Source organism: Variovorax sp. VRV01 (assembly GCF_014852545.1).
Lineage (GTDB): Bacteria > Pseudomonadota > Gammaproteobacteria > Burkholderiales > Burkholderiaceae_C > Variovorax > Variovorax beijingensis_A.
In genome coordinates, this window is the sequence record NZ_JACVBS010000004.1 from 209,607 (window position 1) to 227,416 (window position 17,810).

Consider the following 17,810-nt stretch of genomic DNA (forward strand, 5'->3'; position numbering starts at 1 on the left):
GTGATGCTCCTCAGGCGGCCAGCGTGGCCATTTCCTTGCGGTACAGCGCCTCGGTCCAGGGCTGGCCGCCGGGCGTGGCCAGGCCGCTGTCGTTCAGGCGCTGCACCAGGCCGGGCAGGTCGTGGATGCCGTCGGCAAAGGCACGCTCGATCACGTCGCCCAGCAGGTCTTCATAGGTGGTCGCGGGGCGCTGGCGCGCCTGGTGCGGTTGCAGGTAGCGGTCTTGTTGCATGGTTGCCTCCGTGGGGTGAGGTGGATGTGAATCAGGCGGTGGCAGCGGCGGGGGCACCCAGCGGCACGGCCCAGGCGTCGTAGCCGTAGACCCAGTCGGCGTTGCCGCCTTCGCGCAGCCAGTTGTTGCCGCGCGAGCCGAGCTGAACCTGGCCGGCGCGTTCGATGCGGGCTTTTTCGTAGCCCTTCAGCGCAGCGGCCGCGTCGGCCATCGCCACGCCTTCGAGGTGGCGCGACAGCACCACGGCATCCTCGATCGCCATGCCCGCGCCCTGCGCCATGAATGGCAGCATCGGGTGCGCGGCATCGCCGAGCAGGGCCATGCGGCCCGCGGTCCAGGCCGGCATCGGGTCGCGCTCGTAGAGCGCGGTCTTCAGCACCGTGTCGCAGGCGTCGAGCAGGGCCCGTGCCTCCGGGTGGTAGTCCGCGTATTGCTCCCGCAGCTCGTCGACGCTGCCGGGCGCGGTCCAGGATTCGAGGTGCCAGCTGTCCTGCGGCGTGGTCGCGAAGATGAAGATATCCCTGCCGCGGTTGAGCGGGAACGTCACGATCTGGCTCTGCGGATTCGGGCCCCACCACTTGGTGAAGGCGCCGAGGTTGGGCACACCCGCCACGCGTTCGGCAGGCACCACGGCGCGGTAGGCCACGATGCCGGTGAAGCGCGGGCTCTCGGCGCCGAACATCGCGGCGCGCACGCATGAATGGATGCCGTCGGCGCCGAGCAGCGCGCCGACGCGGGCTGTCGTACCGTCAGCAAACGACAGGCTCACACCATTCCGATCGGCGGCGATCTTCTCGGCGCGCTTGCCGAGAGCAACGTGCTCCATCGGGAACATGTCGGCCAGCGCCGCCAGCAGGTCGGCGCGGTGGATGGTGAGCTGGGGTGCGCCGTAGCGCTGCTCCGCCGAGTCGGCCATCTCCAGGCGCGAGGTTTCCTCGCCGGTGTCGTAGGTGCGGCTGATGCGGTGCGAGGGACGTGCCGCCGTCACGCGGGCCGCCTCGCCCACGCCGAGGCCATCGAGCGCGCGCACGGCGTTGGGCGTGAGGTTGATGTCGGCGCCGACGCGGGCGAACTGCTTCGCCTGCTCGAACACGGCCACGTCGTGGCCCGCGCGCCGCAGCGCGATGGCCGCCACGAGGCCGCCGATGCCCGCGCCGACGATGCCGATGGTGGATTCGCTTGTCTTCATGGGTGTCTCCCCTTTTTGTTGTTTGCGGCTCATTCGGCCACGATGTTGCGGGCCTTGATGATCCGGGCCCACACGGCCGTCTCGTCGCGGATGTGCGCGGCAAACGCGGCCGGCTTCATGGCCGCGTCGGTCATGCCCTGCGCCTTGAGGCGTTCGCGCACGTCGGGCTGGGCCAGCATCTCGGCGGCATCCTTCGCGAGCTGCTCGACCACCGCGGGCGGCGTGCCCCTGGGTGCCAGCAGGCCATACCACGAGGTCACGGCCACGCCCTGGATGCCCTGCTCCGCCAGCGTCGGAATGTCGGGCGCGGCGGGGCTGCGCGCGGCCTCGGTCACGCCCAGCGCCACCAGCTTGCCGTTCTTGATGAAGGGCATGGTCGCGGGCAGGTTGCTGAACATCAGCGGCACCGCGCCGCCGAGCACGTCGTTGAGCGCGGGGGCGGTGCCCTTGTAGGGCACGTGCAGCATCTCGATGCCGGCCTGCTGCTTGAACAGCTCGCCCGCCAGGTGCAGGCCGCTGCCCACGCCGGGCGAGGCGTACGAGAGCGAATCGGGCTTGGCCTTGGCCCGCGCCACCAGTTCCTTCGCGCTCTTGATGCCCGACGACGGCGAGGCCACCAGCACGTTGGGCGCCTTGGCCAGCATGGTGACGGGCACGAAGTCCTTCTCGATGTCGAACGGGAAGTTCGGCATCAAGGTGGGGTTGATCGTGAGGTTGCCTGCTGGCACCACGAGCAGCGTGTGGCCGTCGCCCTTGGCCCGCTTGACCTTGTCGATGCCGATGTTGCCGGCCGCACCGACCAGGTTCTCGACCACCGCGGCCTGGCCGTAGCGCTTGGCGAGCCCGTCCGAGAGCACGCGCGCCAGCGTGTCGACCGGCCCGCCGGGCGGGAACGGCGAGACGATGGTGAAGCGATCGCTCGAGAGCTGCTTCTGCGCGTCGCCCTGGGCCTGCACGGGCGAAGCGATGGCGAAGGCCGACAGCGCGGCGAACACGAGGGAAAGGGAAAGACGTCGTTGCATGATGGTGGTTATCGGGGTCACTTTTTCTCTGTGAGGAAGGCGCCTTTCGGGCCTTCCGCGTTCTTCTGCCGGCGCGTGTTGCCGTCGAGCCCGCCATCGACCGCCCATTCGGCAAACACCGTGGGCCCCGGCTCGAACTCGCGTGGCTGCCAGTCGGCCGTGAGCTGGTCTTCGTCCGCGTAGTACTCGATCAGGCCGCCGGCCGGATTCTTGAAGTACCAGAAGTAGGCCGACGACACCGGATGCCGCCCCGGGCCCAGCTGCGTTTCCCAGCCGCAGCGCGAAAAGTGCAGGCCGCCGCCGAACACCTCGTGGATGTCGCGCACGGTGAAAGCGACGTGGTTGAGCCCGCGCTTGCCCGAAGGGATCTGCAGCAGGAACAGGTCGTGGTGGCCACCCTCCGGCGCGCAGCGCATGAACGCGCCGCGGTTCGGATAGCTGTCGGACGAGACGAAGCCGAAGCGCTGTGCGTAGAACGCGCTGGTGGCCGCCACGTCGCTCACGAAGAACACCACGTGGCCGACCTCGATCGGCATTGCACGCTCGTAGACCGGTGCGGGCTGGTTGACGCGCGGCTTGGCGTTCCAGGTGTTCATCGCACCGCAGTCGACCTCGACCGCATGCTTGCGGCTGACCTGCAGGCGCACGGCGAGGCCGTTGGGGTCGATGCAGCCGATGCGGCGCGCGCCGTCGACGGTGCCATCGAAAAAGGCCGGGTCATGGGCGATGGCGGCGGCGTAGCGGTCGAGGTCCGCTTCGCTTTGCACGCCCCACACCACTTCGCGCAGTGTCGGGCCCTCTTCCATCGCGCTCGGCAGGCCCGCCTTGTCCAACGCCGCGACGACCACCTTGCAGCCGTTGAGGCATTCGAAGACGAGTTCGTCGGCCTCCTCGGACCTGAGCGCGAGGCCCCAGTCCTCGAAGAAGCGGCGGCAGGTGGGCAGGTCGTCCGCCCCGTAGGTGATCTGGTCGATGCCAAGTACGCTCATGTCAGTGCCCAGGGCAGAGGTTGTTCGTTGGTGCCCCAGTACATGCTCTTTTGCTCCATGTACTGGAAGATGCCTTCGCGGCCCTTCTCGCGGCCCAGGCCGCTGTCGCGCCAGCCGCCGAAGGGCGTGGAGACCGAGAACTGCTTGTAGGTGTTGACCCAGACCGTGCCGGCCTGCACCGCGCGGCCGAGCTTCCAGGCGCGCTTGAAGTCGCGGCTCCAGATACCGGCGGCCAGCGCATAGACGCTGTCGTTGGCCTGCGCGACCAGCGACTCCTCGTCGTCGAAGGGCATCGCGACCAGCACCGGCCCGAAGATCTCTTCCTGGCTGGTGCGCGCGCTGTTGTCCAGCCCTTCGATGATGGTCGGCCGGTAGAAGTAGCCCCTGTCGTAGTCACCGCCATGCGGCCGCACGCCCCCGGTGCGGATGCGCCCGCCCTCGGACACGCCCAGCTCCACGTAGCGCTCGATGCCCTCGCGGTGCCTGGCGGTGATGAGCGGGCCCATCTGCGTGCGCTCCGAGGCCGGATCGCCCACGCGCAAGGCATTGGCGCCTTCGGCCAGCCGCGTGAGGAACTCGTCGTAGATGCCGCGCGCCACGAAAAGCCGCGAGCCCGCGATGCACGACTCGCCCGACGAGCTGAAGATGCCGTAGAGCACGCCGCTCACCGCATGGTCGAGATCGGCATCGTCGAGCACCATGGTGGGCGACTTGCCACCGAGCTCCAGCGACACCGGCATCATCTTGTCGGCCGCGATGTGCGCGATGTGCTTGCCGGTGGTGGTGCCGCCGGTGAACGACACGCGCTTGACCAGCGGGTGCTGGGTGATCGCATCGCCGATGACCGAGCCCTTGCCCGGCAGCACGCTGACGATGCCCTTGGGCACGCCGGCCTGCTCGCAGATGCGCGCAAGCTCCAGCGCCATCAGCGGCGTGACCTCGGCCGGCTTCACGACCACCGCGTTGCCGGCCGCCAGCGCGGGCGCCAGCTTTTGCGCCTCGCTCGCGATCGGCGAGTTCCACGGGGTGATGGCGGCGACCACGCCCATGGGTTCGTGCACACTCATCGTGACGAAGGCGCCGCGCGACGGGGTGATGGTTTCTTCGAGCGTTTCGAGCGCAGCCGCGAAGAACTGGAAGGTACCCGCGGCGCTGGCCACGAGGTTGCGCGTTTCGTTGATCGGCTTGCCGTTGTCCAGGCGCTGCTTCTGCGCAAGGCTTTCACTCTCCTCGCGGATCAGCTGCGCCACGCGGTGCAGCACCGCGGCGCGCTCATGCGGCAGGCGCTGGGCCCAGCCGCTGGTGCGGAAGGCATGGTCGGCGCGCGTGATGGCCTCCTCGACGTCGGACAGGCTCGCGGCCCTCAGGCGCGCGATCGGCTCGCCCGTGGCGGGATAGAGGCTCTCGTACACGTCGCCGCCGCCCAGGCGCCATTCACCGGCAATGCAGATCGGAAGAAGTTCGGAAGAAATCATGGGGATGACTCAGATGGCCAGGGCCGCGGCCCGGTTGCGCAGTGCACGCACCGCGCTGTAGACGGTGAGCGCGGAGGTCTTGGGGTTGGCCGCGAGCGGCTTGTTGCGCATGGTCAGCGCGAAGCTGCCGAAGGCACCCTCGGCTTCGACCGTGTGCACGTTCTCGGCAATGGCCGGATCGGCGACGAGCCGCACGAGCGTCCTGTCGAGCCCCAGCCCCGCGAGCGACACGGTGGCCGCGACATTGGCGTTCTTGGGATAGAGCTGCGCCGCTTCGCGTGCGCTGCCTTCGAAGATCACGGTCTCCTGCGTCAGCGCATCGAGGTCTCGGCCCTGCTCGGCCGGCGTGCCCTTCCAGGCCTGCGGCGGCTTGCGGCCCGTGTAGCGCACGCTGTCGAGCCCGCCGATGCGCGCGGCCGCCAGCGCGTCGATGGCACCGATGGCGCCCGCGATCAGCTGCACCTGCGTGCGGCCGGCAACCGCGGCGGCCTCGAGCCTTTCAGCGAGGCCCGCAGCCGACAACGCGCCCACCGAGGCGACGATGCAGGGCGTGCCGCGCGCGAGCGCCGGCAGCACATGCTCCTCGATGGCGGCATGGCCGGCCGTCTCGACCACGAGGTCGATGCCCGTTGCCGGCACGCGGCTTGCGACCGGCACGCCGGGCACCAGCTTCTGCGCGGCGGCCACGCCTTCTTCAGGCACGACGATCGCCACCACCGCCAGGGCCGTGTCGCCCTTGAGCAGTTCGAGCACCGAGGTGCCGATGGCACCGCAGCCGATGAGTGCAACGCGCAGCACGGTCATGCCCTTCACTCCACCGACGCAGCGGCAGCCTTGCCGAGCGCCGGAATCTGGGTCACGGTGTTGGTCGGCGGGCCGGCGAAGGCGCTCTTGAATTCGCCGATCGACAGCATGTCGATCTCGAGCAGGAACGGCCCCTTCTTTGCCAGCGCCTCGCCGAGCTTCGCCTTCAGCTCGTCCGTGCGCTGCACGCGCGCATGCGGCAGGGCCAGCGAGGCGCACAGCATCGCGTAGTCGGGCGTGTGCAGGTCGGCATAGCAGCGGCGGCCGCCGTACTGCGCGTCCTGGATGTTCTTGATGACACCGTAGCCCTTGTCGTTCATGAGCACGATCAGCATGTCGGCCTGCTCCTGCACCGCGGTGGCAAGCTCGCCGAGGTTCAGGATGAAGCCGCCGTCGCCGGCCAGGCAGAAGGTCTTGCGGCCCGAGCCCGTCTCGGCCGCGCCGATGGCCGCGCCGATGGCCATCGGCATGCCCTGGCCGATGCCGCCGCCCGTGGCATGCACGCCCGCGCTGGGTTCGAAGATGCGCAGCTCGCGGTTGCCCCAGGTGCTGTTCGACACCGTCACGTCGCGCACCCAGTTGAAGCTGCGGCCGGCTGCGGCCTGCAGTTCCTTCACGAGCGCGGCGTAGGGGCCGAGGCCGTCGGTCAGCGAGGCCACGGCCTGCGCGTGCGCGGCGCGCAGCTCGGTGAGGAGCAGCGGGTCGGCGCTGTACTTCGCGGCTTCGAGCCGGTCCGCCAGGCCTTCGAGCGCCAGCGCGGAATCGCCGCAGACGAACAGGTCGGTGGCGTAGCCGCGGCCTTCGGCAGCGGCGTCGGCATCGATGCGCAGCAGCGGGCGCGGCAGCTTCAGCTCGTACTTGAGCGTTTCGTTGCCGCGCAGCCGCGAGCCGACGACCAGCATCGCGTCGCAGCGCTGGTAGAGCGCCTCGACCGGCTTGTGGATGTTGTAGGAACCGAGCGAGCCCGCATCGTCTTCGGGCACGGTGCCGCGGCCCTGCGTGGTCGTGACCACGCCGAAGCCGAGCTTTTGCAGCCGGCGGATGGCAGCCCCCGCATGGCGCGCGCCGCCGCCGACCCACAGCATCGGACGCCTGGCGGCCACCAGGCGCGCCGCCAGCGCGTCGAGCGAGGCCGCGGAAGGCACGGGCCGCTCGATCGGCAGCGGCGACAGGTCGGCCGGCATGGTCGTGAGCGCGGACTGGATGTCGATCGGGATCTCCACGCTGACCGGGCCGGTGGGCGCCGTCAATGCAAGCTGCACCGCGCGCTTGAGCGTGCCGAGCACTGTCTCGACACTGCGCACGCGCAGGGCCGCCTTCGACACCGCCTTGAGCATGGTGAGCTGGTCGGGCGCTTCATGGATGTACGACATGCCCTTGTCGAGGTACGGCGTCTCGATCTGGCCCGTGATGTGCAAGAGCGGCGCGCCGGCCGTCAGCGCCTCAACCATGCTGCCCGCGATGTTGCCGGCCGCGGGACCGGTGCTCGTGAGGCACACGCCCAGGCTGGCCGTGGAGCGCGCATAGGCATCGGCCATGTTGCCGGCGCCGGCCTCGCCGCGCGCGGGCACGAAACGGATCGCACCGCGCTGCGCGAAGGCATCGAGGATCGGCATGTTGTGGATCGAGATCACGCCGAACGCCGCCTTGACGCCGCACTGTTCGAGAAAGGCCGCGACGACTGCGCCGACCGTGACCGTGTTGTTGTTGGGGTTATGCATGGCGCGAAAGGCCTCCGGAAATATCGATGTGGCTGCCGGTCGTGTATGACGCGAGCGGTGAAGCAAGAAAAAGAATGGCGCGTGCGGCTTCGCTCGGAAGCCCCAGGCGGCCCAGCGGGATGTGCTTGTTCTGCGCGAGCTGGCCGCTCCATGCGGCCCAGTCCTGCGACCGGTCTTCGCGCGCCTCGAAGCGGCGGCGCCATTGGCCCGACTCGACCAGGCCGATCAGGATGCCGTTCACGCGCACGCCCTGCGGCGCGAACTCGGTGGCCATCGAGCGCACGAGGTTCAGCAGGCCGGCGCGCGCGGCCGAGGTGGCGACCATGTGCGGCTCGGGCTGGCGCGCGAGCAGCGAGTTGGCGCAGACGATGGCGGCATCGCCCAGCACGGCACGCTGCGCCGCGAGCTGCGGCAGGAAGGCGCGCGTGGGGTTGATGACCGAGAAGAACTTGAGCTTGAGCTCCTCGGTCCAGGCCGCATCGTCGGTATCGGCGAAGGTCGAGACCCGCCCTTGCCCCGCGTTGTTGACGAGCATCGAGGCCGGGCCGAGCGCGGCCTCGCTGGCGGCCGCAAAGGCGCGCACCGAGGGGCCGTCGAGCACGTCGCAGGGTTGCGCGAAAAGCCGCGCGTCGGGGTGCCTTTCGCGCAGGCCGGCCACCGCGCCGTCGAGCCGCCCGGCATTGCGGCCGCACAGCGCCACCGCGGCGCCGCATTCGAGCAGCAGCTCGACCGTGGCCAGGCCGATGCCCGAGGAACCGCCCGTGACCACGGCCACGCGGCCCGCCAGTGCGTCGGCGGAAAAGAAGGAAGAAGAAGATGGCTGTGTCATGGCGTGGTTCATGCGCTGCGAAGCGGCACCACCTTTTGCGTGCGGGCAGGCGAGTAGTTCAGGAGGCCCGAAATTTCCTCGGCGGTGGCGCGCACGCGCTGCACCATCTCGTCCATGCGGTTCTCCTCGATGTGGCCCGAGGTGATGGTGGCGCCCAGCGCAGCCACGATGTGGCCGCTGTGGTCGCGCACCGGCGCCGCGATGCTGGAGATGTTCGATTCGAAGAAGCCTTCGCCCAGCACGTAGCCGCGCGTGCGGTCGGCCTGCACCATGTCGAACAGCTCGCTCACGGTCTTGGGCGTGCTCGGCGAGAAGGTCTCGAGCCGGTCTTCCGGATAGAGCGCGCGCAGCTGCGGCAGCGTGAGGTCTTCGAGCAGCACGCGGCCGAGCACGGTGGCATGGGCCGGCAGGCGCGTGCCCACAGTGACCGAGCTTGCGAACGGCGTGGGCGGCGCCACCTTGGCCACGTAGACGATGGAGCGGCCGTCGCGCACCACCAGGTTGCAGGGCGTGCGCAGCTCGTCGCACAGGCGGTTGAGCAGCGGTGCGCCCAGCTGCGTGAGCTCGAGCGAGGCCAGGTACTCGAAGCCCAGGCGCAGCACGGCCAGGCCCAGGCGGTAGTCGCGCCCGCCCTCGGCGCGCTCGAGGAAGCCCATGTTCTCGAGCGTGGTGAGCAGCCGGAACACGGTCGAGCGCGGCAGGTCGAGGCGGCGCGCCAGTTCGGGCGCGGAGAGCGTGCGGCTCTCGCGGCTGAACTCGCACAGCACGCGCAGGCCGCGTTCGAGCGCCGGTACGTTGTAGCGCTCGCCGCCCTCTTCCATTGTCTCGTTGTCGTTGGTGGCCATGGTGGTTCGTTCTTCCCTTTGCATGTCTTGTGGTGTGTCTTCTGTCAGGCCTGTCAGGCGGCGAGCACTTCGCGCAGCAGTGCGGCAACGGCCTGCGGCTGCTCCACGTAGCTGGCGTGTCCTGCATTGGCGATCGGTTCGAGCGGCACGCCGCAGCGGCGCGCGACTTCGGCGCAGGCCTCTGGCGTGGTGACGGCATCGAGCGTGCCGCAGGCTACGCGCACCGGCATGGCGGGCGGCAGGTCGGCCAGCAGGTCGGCGTTGCACAGCAGCTCGACGGCCTGGCGATAGCCGCCCTCGTTCAGCTGCGCCATGTTCCACTGCACCCATTGGCGCGCGAGTTCGCCGGCACTGCCGGACACGAGGCGCCCCGCGCGCTTCGCGGCCATGCCGGCGATGCCGAGCTCGTCGAGCGTGGCAAGCCGCTCGGCGCGCACCTTGCGGCGGGCTTCCTCGCGCTGCGGGGCGCCATAGCCGGCCGCGGGGCTGATGAGCACGAGGCGCCGGATGCGCGAGGCCAGCGCCGAATCCTCGCGCGCGGCAGACGCGGCAGTGAGCGCACCGAGCGAATGGCCGACCAGCACGCAGGACTGGATGTCGAGCGCATCGAGCAACCCGTGCAGCCGCTGCGCATAGTCGGCCGCGCAAGGCGCCGCGGCCGCGAGCGGCGTCGATGCGCCATAGCCCGGCGCATCCCACGCGATCACGCGGGCCTGCGGCGCGAGCTGCAAGGCGAGGCCGAGCCACGAGGCCGCACCGGAGCCGATGCCGTGCAGGCAGATGAGGGCCGGGCCCGTGCCGCATTCGCGCACCGACACCACGGCACTGCCTTCGACCGGCACGGCGTGCGCCGGAAAGCGGGCCTCCAGCAGCGCCAGCTCGGAAGCGGGCAAGGCGGTCAGCACGTCGGTGGCGGTGGCGTCGTTCATGGCCTGCTTCTTCTTCAGCGCTTGATCTTCGCGAGCGGATGGTCGGCCGGATAGGTCGGCGTCACGGGCTTCTTCGCGCCGAGCATCACGCACATCAGTGCGTCTTCGTCGCCGATGTTGATCTCTTCGCGGTACACGCCCGGCGGCACCGAGATCAGGTCGCGGTCGGTCATGACGGTTTCGAAGCGCTCGCCGTCCTTTTCGATCACCACCTTGAGCTTGCCGCGGATCAGGAAGAACACCTCTTCCACGTCGGTGTGCAGGTGCGGCGGGCCTTCATGGCCGGCCGGGATCACCATGGTGGAGAAGGTGAAGTGCTCGGCCGGCACGGTGTTGACGTCCTTGGCAACGCCGGTGCCGCCCGTGCCCACGTAGCGCATCTGCGCGCGGCGGAACTTGGGATCGAGGTCGGCCTGGAACTTGAGCGCATCCCAGTCGTACTTGCGGGTTTCGTAGCGCGCGATGCGGCTGTTCATCCACTCGGCCAGGCTGCTGCCTTCGGGCTGCGCCAGCGTGCTGCCGGCGGTGTCGGTGATCTTCTGCTGTTCGGACAAATCGCTCATCGTGTTCACTCCATTCGTCGTCGGAAAAATTTGATTCAGTGCATCGCAAAGCCGCCGTTGACGGCGAGCAGCTGGCCCGTCACGAAGCGTGCGAGGCCGGAAAGCAGGTACAGCGTGGCGCCGCAGACGTCGGCGGCCTGCTGCTCGCGCGGGATGGCGCGGCCTTCGAGGTACTTCTGGTGGCGCGCCATCGGCACGTACTCGGTGGCTTCCACCAGCGTGAGGCCCGGCGCCACGGCGTTGACGGTGACGTTGTCGCCGCCCCACTCGCGCGCCAGCGAGCGCGTCATGGCAATGACGGCGCCCTTGCTCGACGCATAAGCCAGCAGGTTGGGGGCGCCCCACAGCGCGGTGTCGGACGCGAGGTTGACCACCGCGCCGCGTCCGCTGGCCGCGAGCGCGGGCCGGCAGGCCCGGCCCATGAGCCAAGTGCCGCGCACGTTGACGTTCATCACGCGGTCCCAGGTGTCGAGGTCGAGCTGGTGCGCATCGCGTCCACCCGAATTGGTGATGGCGGCGTTGTTGACGAGGCCGTCGAGCCCGCCGAGCAGGCGGACGGCTTCCGTTGCACAGGCCTCGATCGAAGCCGGATCCGACAGGTCGACGGCCAGCGCGTACGCCTTGTGGCCGGCATCGCGCAGCGCCCTGGCTTCGCTCTCCGCCAGCTCGCCGAGGATGTCGGCCAGCACCACGCTCGCGCCCGCCGCCGCAATGCACTGCGCAAAGGCAAGCCCCAGCCCGCGCGCGCCGCCGGTCACGAGGATGCGGCGGCCCGCCAGCAGGTTGGCGGGCAGCTCGGCCAGCAGGGCTTGCAGGCTCGAGGGATCGGGAACGGCTTTGAGTTCGGTCATGTGCGTTCAGTCGGCCTGGATGCCGAGCTCCTTGATGACCTTGCCGAAACGTTCGAAGTCCGCGGCGTTGATCTTGCCGAGCACGTCGGCACTGCCACCCACGGGCGTGGTGCCGAGAACGGCCATGCGCGAGACGATGTCGGGCATCTTCAGGATCTCGTTGAAGTGGCCGTTGAGCGTCTTGACGATCTCGGGCGGCAGGTTGCGCGGGCCCCAGAGGCCGTTCCAGGCCGTGACCTCCACGTCCTTGTAGCCGAGTTCCAGCAGCGTCGGCACCTTGGGCGCCAGTGCCGAGCGCTCGCGCGATGCCACCGCGAGCGGCAGCATCTTGCCGTTGGCGAGGTACGGCGCCACCGGGCCCAGCGTGATGAAGGTGGCGGGCACGTGGCCGCCCAGCACGTCGTTGACCGCGGGCGCCACGCCCTTGTAGGGCACGTGCGCCAGATTCACGCCTGCGGCGCGGTTGAACATCTCGCCCAGGATGTGCATCGGCGAGCCACTGCCCGGGCTCGCATAGGTCAGCGGCTTGCCGGCCTTGGCCGCTGCCGCCAGGTCCTTCACGCTCGCCAGGCCGCTGGCGCCGCTCGCCACCAGGAACAGCGGCAGGCTGCCGGTCTGCACGATGGGCGTGAAGCCGTTGAGCACGTCGTAGCCCGAGGTGCCGCCCGTCTTGAGCACCAGCTGCGCAATCGAGAAGGTGCTGGGCGCGAGCAGCAGCGTGTAGCCGTCGGGCTGCGCCTTGGAGACATAGGCGCTGCCGATGATGCCGCTGGCGCCGGGACGGTTGTCGACCACCACGGGCTGGCCCACGCGCGCCGACAGCTTTTCGGCGAAGAGCCGCGCGAGCGCGTCGGTGTCGCCGCCGGCCGGATAGGCGACAACCAGCGTGATCGGCTTGCTCGGATAGCTGTCGGCCCGGGCGAGCCCGGTGGCGCAGGCGGCGGCCAGTGCGAGCGCGGTTGCAATGGCTTGTCGGCGTGTGGATGGCATGGCGTTCGTGGGTTGATCTGTTTGTTTCACTAATGAAACAATGATTTATTAATGGAACGAAGCGAAGAATACCGAGTACCAATGGCTTCGTCAATCTAGGTACAAACCCTTGAATCAAGGCGCGCAGCCCCGGGCGGCCGTGCGGCCGACAGGTGGTTCTCGACGGGGTGTCCGGAGGGTCGCGGGCTCTTGCCCCGCGCGCCGGCCGGTGCTGCTCAGCTCACGCGCCGTAGCGCGCGACCGTCAGCCCTTCCATGTCGATGGCGGGGCTTCGGCCGTCGATCAGGTCGGCCATCACGCGGCCGGTGCCGGCCGCCATGGTCCAGCCGAGGGTGCCGTGGCCGGTGCTCAGCATCAGGTTGGGAATGCGCGTGGCGCCGATCACCGGCGTGCCGTCGGGCGTCATGGGGCGCAGGCCGGTCCAGAAGGAGGCGTCGCGCACGTTGCCGCCCTTTGGAAAGAGGTCGGTCACGACGTGCTCGAGCGTGTCGCGCCGCTTCGCATCGAGCCGCAGGTCGAAGCCCGAGAGCTGCGCGGTGCCGCCCACGCGGATGCGCTCGCCGAGCCGCGTGACGGCCACCTTGAAGGTCTCGTCCATCACGGTGGATTCGGGCGCGCCGCTGGCATCGGAGATGGGCACGGTGATCGAGAAGCCCTTGACCGGATACACCGGCAGGTCGATGCCCAGCGGCTTGACCATGGCCGGCGAGTAGCTGCCCAGCGCCACCACGTAGCGGTCGGCCGTGAAGCGGCCGGCATCGGTGCTCACCGCCGTGACGCCGCCGGCGTCGTGCTCGATGGCTCGGATGGCCGCGCCGAAGCGGAACTTCGCGCCGGCCGCCTCGGCCAGCACCGCCAGCGCCTGCGTGAACTTGAAGCAGTCGCCGGTCTCGTCGCCCGGCAGGCGCAACCCGCCGACGAACTTGTTCTTCACGGCCGCGAGCGCCGGCTCGTACTGCACGCAACCTTCGCGGTCGAGCACCTGGTAGGGCACGCCGGAGGCCTCGAGCACTTCCACGTCCTTGGCGATGCCGTCGAGCTGCTTCTGGGTTCGAAAGAGCTGCAGCGTGCCGAGCGCGCGTTCGTCGTAGCGGATGCCGGTGTCGGCGCGCAGCGCCTTCAGGCAGTCGCGGCTGTATTCGGCGAGCCGCACCATGCGGCCCTTGTTGAGTTCATAGCGCGCCTGCGTGCAATTGCACAGCATCGACAGGCCCCAGCGCCACATGGCCGGATCGAGCATGGGCTTGATCACCAGCGGGCTGTGCTGCATGAGCATCCACTTGATGGCCTTGAGCGGCACGCCGGGTCCGGCCCATGGCGCCGAATAGCCGGGCGAGACTTCGCCCGCATTGCCGAAGCTGGTTTCGAGCGCGGGCGCGGGCTGCCGCTCGAGCACCGTCACGTCATGGCCGGCGCGCGCCAGGTAGTACGCCACCGAGGTGCCGATGACACCGCTGCCGAGGATCAGAACCTGCATGAGAACGCTCCCTTGAAACCATGCGCACCGATGGCCCCAGAGGGTACAGCGTCCGTGCGGCTACAGGCCCAGTGCGTCTTGCAATTGCCGTGCCGTCCAGCGCCGGGGCTGCGCGGGCCATTCCTCGAGCAGCGCGAACATCCTGGCGTTGCGCGGCGCCTCCAGGTCCTGGTCCTGCGCGAGCCGCACGACCTCGCCGCTGAGCGCATCGATCTCGGTGCGGCGCCCGAGCGCCAGGTCGTCGGCCATGCTCGAGCGGGCTTTGGCATCGATGCGCAACATGCGCGCCGCGACGATGCGAAACAGCCAGTCGGGCAGCCGCAGCACCGCCGACAGCCGCTGCGCCGGCACCGCGGCCACCTGCGCGGGCGCAATGCCGGCGCTGCCCAGCACGCCGAGCGCCTCGTCGATCAGCGCCGCAAAGCAGCGCCGGTAGCCGCGCTGCAGCAGCTCGTCGCGCAGCGGCAGGCCTGACAGCGCATTGACCGGGTTGTTAAGGTTGAGCAGCAGCTTGCCCCACTGCACGGGCAGCAGGTCAGGATAGAGGTCGAGCGGCACGCCGGCCCGCTCGAAGACCGGCAGCCAGGGCCGCAGCGCCGCATCGTCCTGCGCCGCCAGCCGGCCGGCCGTTCCGCGGTGGAAGGCACCGGGTCCGATCTCGGCCACGTTGTAGGGCACCATGCCCGGCAGCACCTGGAGCGTGGGGCCCACGCGCGACGCCGAGGCACAGTTGGAGATGCCGTTCTGCAGCGAGACCACCAGCGTGCCTGCGGGCAGCGCAAAGGCCAGTTCGGCAGCGGCCTCGGCCGTGGCACCGCTCTTCACGCACAGCAGCACCAGCGCCGGCACTGCGCCCACGGGCACCTGCTCGCTGAGGCGAAGGCTCGCGGCCGGCAGGCGATGCGTGCCGCCTTCCAAGTCGGTGAGCGCCAGGCCGTGTGCCGCCAGGCCCTGCAGCACGCGCGGACGGCCGACGAAGGTCACCGGCACACCTGCCGCCGCCAGGCTGCCGCCCACGAAGCAGCCGATGGTGCCCGCCCCCATCACCAGCACTTCGCCGGGAGGCCGGTCGGGCGCCTCGGCTTGGGCCATCAGGTGCGTTCCGCCACCCAGGCCTGCACCGATTGGAGCGCGGCCGGCAGGCCCGCGGCGTCGGTGCCGCCGGCCATCGCCATGTCGGCCTTGCCGCCGCCCTTGCCGCCCACCTGCTGCGCGACGAAGTTGACCAGCTCGCCGGCCTTGACCTTGCCGACCGTGTCGCTCGTCACGCCCGCAGCCACCTGCACCTTGGCGCCATCGACCGCGGCCAGCACGACCACGGCCGTCTTGAGCTTGTCCTTGAGCTTGTCCATGGTGTCGCGCAGCGTCTTGGCGTCGGCGCCGTCGAGCTTGGCGGCGAGCACCTTGATGCCGTTGACGTCCACCGCCTGCGCCAGGAGCTCGTCGCCCTTGGACGATGCGAGCTTGCCCTTGAGCGAACCCACTTCGCGCTCCAGCGCCCTCACCTGCTCCAGCACCTGCGTGAGCCGGCCCTGCAGCTCGGCGGCCGGCGACTTGAGCGTGGCAGCCACGCTCTGCACCGTGGCTTCGAGCTCCTGCAGGTAGCCGAGCGCATTGGCGCCCGTGACGGCTTCGATGCGCCGCACGCCGGCGGCCACGCCGCCTTCGCTCACGATCTTGAACAGGCCGATGTCGCCCGTGCGGCCCACGTGGGTGCCGCCGCAGAGTTCGCGGCTGGTGCCGATGTCGAGCACGCGCACGCTCTCGCCGTACTTCTCGCCGAACAGCATCATGGCGCCGGTCTTCTGGGCCGACTCCATGTCCATCACGCGCGCATGCGTCTCGGTGTTGGCCAGGATCTCGGCGTTCACGCGCTTCTCGATCTCGAGGATCTGGTCGTGCGTGACGGGCGCGTTGTGCGCGAAGTCGAAGCGCGTCTTGTCGGCATCGACCAGCGAGCCCTTCTGCTGCACGTGCGCGCCCAGCACTTCGCGCAGCGCCTTGTGCATCAGGTGCGTGACCGAATGGTTGCGCATGGTGGCGGCGCGGCGCGCGGTGTCGACCGCAGCCTTGACCGTGTCGCCCACCTTGAGCGTGCCCTGGGTCTGCGTGCCGTGGTGGCCGAACACGTCGGCCTTGATCTTCTGCGTGTCGTCCACGCCGAACTGCACGCCCTCGGCCACCAGCACGCCCTGGTCGCCGACCTGGCCGCCGCTCTCCGAATAGAAGGGCGTGGTGTCGAGCACGACGATGCCGGGCTGGCCTTCCTTCAGTTGCTGCACGGCCGCGCCTTCGAAGTACAGCGCCACGACCTTGGCGTTTTCTTCCAGCTTGTCGTAGCCCGTGAAGACGTTGCCTGCGCCGCCGTATTCGACGTTGCGGTCCATCTTGAACTTGCCGGCGGCGCGGCCCGCGGCCTTCTGCTTTTCCATGGCGGCATTGAAGCCGGCCTCGTCGACGCTCACGCCGCGCTCGCGGCACACGTCGGCCGACAGGTCGAGCGGGAAGCCGTAGGTGTCGTGCAGCTTGAAGGCGACCTCGCCCGGCAGCGTCTTCGCACCGCCGGCCAGCGCCGCGTCGAGGATTTCCATGCCGTTGGCCAGGGTCTCGAAGAAGCGTTCTTCCTCGGCCTTGAGCGTTTCGGTGATGCGCTTTTCATCGGCCACCAGCTTGGGGTAGGCCTCGCCCATGAGCTTCACGAGGTCGGGCACCAGCTTGTGGAAGAAGGGCTTCTTCTGGCCCAGCTTGTAGCCGTGGCGAATGGCGCGGCGCACGATGCGGCGCTGCACGTAGCCGCGGCCTTCATTGGACGGAATGACGCCGTCGGCCACCAGGAACGAAGTGGCGCGGATGTGGTCGGCAATCACCTTGAGCGAGTTGTTGCCCAGGTCCTTCTCGCCGGTCTCGCGCGCGGCGGCCTTGATGAGCGCGTCGAAGATGTCGATCTCGTAGTTGCTGTGCACGTGCTGCAGGATCGCGGCCAGGCGCTCCAGGCCCATGCCGGTGTCGACGCAGGGCGCGGGCAGCTTCTTGACCGAGCCGTCCGGCTGCATGTCGAACTGCATGAACACGTTGTTCCAGATCTCGATGTAGCGGTCGCCGTCTTCATCGGGCGAACCGGGCGGGCCGCCGGGGATCTCGGGGCCGTGGTCGTAGAAGATCTCGGAGCACGGCCCGCACGGGCCGGTGTCCGCCATCATCCAGAAGTTGTCGGACATGTAGCGCCCGCCCTTGTTGTCGCCGATGCGCACCACGCGCTCGGGCGGCAGGCCGATTTCCTTGGTCCAGATGTCGTAGGCCTCGTCGTCCTCGATGTAGACCGTGGCCCAGAGCTTTTCGGCCGGCAGCTTGTAGACCTGGGTCAGCAGTTCGAAGGCCCACTTCAGCGAGTCGCGCTTGAAGTAGTCGCCGAAGCTCCAGTTGCCCAGCATCTCGAAGAAGGTGTGGTGGCGCGCGGTATAGCCCACGTTCTCCAGGTCGTTGTGCTTGCCGCCTGCGCGCAGGCAGGCCTGGACCGAGGCGGCGCGCACGTAGGGGCGCTTGTCTTCGCCCAGGAACACGTCCTTGAACTGCACCATGCCCGAGTTGGTGAACATGAGCGTGGGATCGTTGCCCGGCACCAGCGAGCTGGAGGCCACCACCGTGTGGCCCTTGGAAGCGAAGAAATCGAGAAAGGTCTTGCGGATGTCCGCGACCGTGATTGTGGGCTGGCTCATCTTTGGATTTCGTCTTCTGTCGAGGGCGGCCTGGCGATGGCGACCCTCTCGTCGAAACCACTGCGGCGAACCGACCTGACTGCTTGATTTGCTTGAACAATCGATTATAGGTTTCGCTTGCGGGCCGCGCCTTCGCCAGGACACGCCGGCGCCGCGCGGGTGCCAAAGCTAATATAGG

The 17,810-nt window shown here is 69.3% G+C and carries 16 protein-coding genes; all 16 read right to left on the minus strand.

Translation table 11 applies throughout. The features are described 5' to 3' along the window. Window positions 1-10: 10 nt before the first annotated feature. Entirely contained in the window at window positions 11-232 is a 222-nt protein-coding gene (locus IB278_RS09335; protein WP_012748259.1) for a recombinase-like helix-turn-helix domain-containing protein, read from the minus strand. Window positions 233-263: 31 nt separating this feature from the next. After that, on the minus strand, window positions 264-1,421 hold the full coding sequence (locus IB278_RS09340) for an FAD-dependent monooxygenase (protein WP_192323271.1): 1,158 nt from the start codon (window positions 1,419-1,421) through the stop codon (window positions 264-266). A 29-nt stretch (window positions 1,422-1,450) separates the two neighbouring features. Beyond that, complete coding sequence (locus IB278_RS09345) at window positions 1,451-2,443, minus strand: Bug family tripartite tricarboxylate transporter substrate binding protein (RefSeq protein ID WP_192323272.1); 993 nt, start codon at window positions 2,441-2,443, stop codon at window positions 1,451-1,453. Window positions 2,444-2,460: 17 nt separating this feature from the next. Then, complete coding sequence (locus IB278_RS09350; protein ID WP_192323273.1) at window positions 2,461-3,432, minus strand: VOC family protein; 972 nt, start codon at window positions 3,430-3,432, stop codon at window positions 2,461-2,463. Beyond that, window positions 3,429-4,907 carry an aldehyde dehydrogenase gene (locus IB278_RS09355; protein WP_192323274.1) on the minus strand — a complete coding sequence of 493 codons (1,479 nt, stop codon included), beginning with the start codon at window positions 4,905-4,907 and terminating at the stop codon, window positions 3,429-3,431. The genes IB278_RS09350 and IB278_RS09355 overlap by 4 nt, the downstream gene beginning before the upstream one ends. A 9-nt stretch (window positions 4,908-4,916) precedes the next feature. Then, on the minus strand, window positions 4,917-5,711 hold the full coding sequence (locus IB278_RS09360) for an aspartate dehydrogenase (protein WP_145744887.1): 795 nt from the start codon (window positions 5,709-5,711) through the stop codon (window positions 4,917-4,919). Window positions 5,712-5,716: 5 nt separating this feature from the next. Beyond that, window positions 5,717-7,432: a thiamine pyrophosphate-binding protein gene (locus IB278_RS09365; protein ID WP_145744885.1), complete on the minus strand. Its 1,716-nt coding sequence runs from the start codon at window positions 7,430-7,432 to the stop codon at window positions 5,717-5,719. Then, window positions 7,425-8,261, minus strand: coding sequence for an SDR family oxidoreductase (locus IB278_RS09370; protein WP_192323275.1), 837 nt, complete (start codon window positions 8,259-8,261; stop codon window positions 7,425-7,427). The genes IB278_RS09365 and IB278_RS09370 overlap by 8 nt, the downstream gene beginning before the upstream one ends. An 8-nt stretch (window positions 8,262-8,269) precedes the next feature. After that, entirely contained in the window at window positions 8,270-9,106 is an 837-nt protein-coding gene (locus IB278_RS09375; RefSeq protein ID WP_145744883.1) for an IclR family transcriptional regulator, read from the minus strand. A 53-nt stretch (window positions 9,107-9,159) separates the two neighbouring features. Next, window positions 9,160-10,035 (minus strand): alpha/beta fold hydrolase, encoded by an 876-nt coding sequence (locus tag IB278_RS09380; protein ID WP_145744881.1) that lies wholly within the window; start codon window positions 10,033-10,035, stop codon window positions 9,160-9,162. 14 nt (window positions 10,036-10,049) lie between these two features. Further along, on the minus strand, window positions 10,050-10,598 hold the full coding sequence (locus tag IB278_RS09385) for a cupin domain-containing protein (protein WP_145744879.1): 549 nt from the start codon (window positions 10,596-10,598) through the stop codon (window positions 10,050-10,052). A gap of 35 nt (window positions 10,599-10,633) precedes the next feature. Then, a complete protein-coding gene (locus tag IB278_RS09390) occupies window positions 10,634-11,449 on the minus strand; it encodes an SDR family oxidoreductase (protein ID WP_145744877.1) in 816 nt (271 codons plus the stop codon). A gap of 6 nt (window positions 11,450-11,455) precedes the next feature. Next, window positions 11,456-12,439, minus strand: coding sequence for a Bug family tripartite tricarboxylate transporter substrate binding protein (locus IB278_RS09395; protein ID WP_145744875.1), 984 nt, complete (start codon window positions 12,437-12,439; stop codon window positions 11,456-11,458). A gap of 220 nt (window positions 12,440-12,659) precedes the next feature. After that, window positions 12,660-13,916: a D-amino acid dehydrogenase gene (locus IB278_RS09400; protein WP_192323276.1), complete on the minus strand. Its 1,257-nt coding sequence runs from the start codon at window positions 13,914-13,916 to the stop codon at window positions 12,660-12,662. 60 nt (window positions 13,917-13,976) lie between these two features. Then, complete coding sequence (locus IB278_RS09405; protein ID WP_145744871.1) at window positions 13,977-15,008, minus strand: 2-dehydropantoate 2-reductase; 1,032 nt, start codon at window positions 15,006-15,008, stop codon at window positions 13,977-13,979. Beyond that, entirely contained in the window at window positions 15,008-17,632 is a 2,625-nt protein-coding gene (gene alaS / locus IB278_RS09410) for an alanine--tRNA ligase (protein ID WP_192323277.1), read from the minus strand. The genes IB278_RS09405 and alaS overlap by 1 nt, the downstream gene beginning before the upstream one ends. Window positions 17,633-17,810 lie beyond the last annotated feature (178 nt).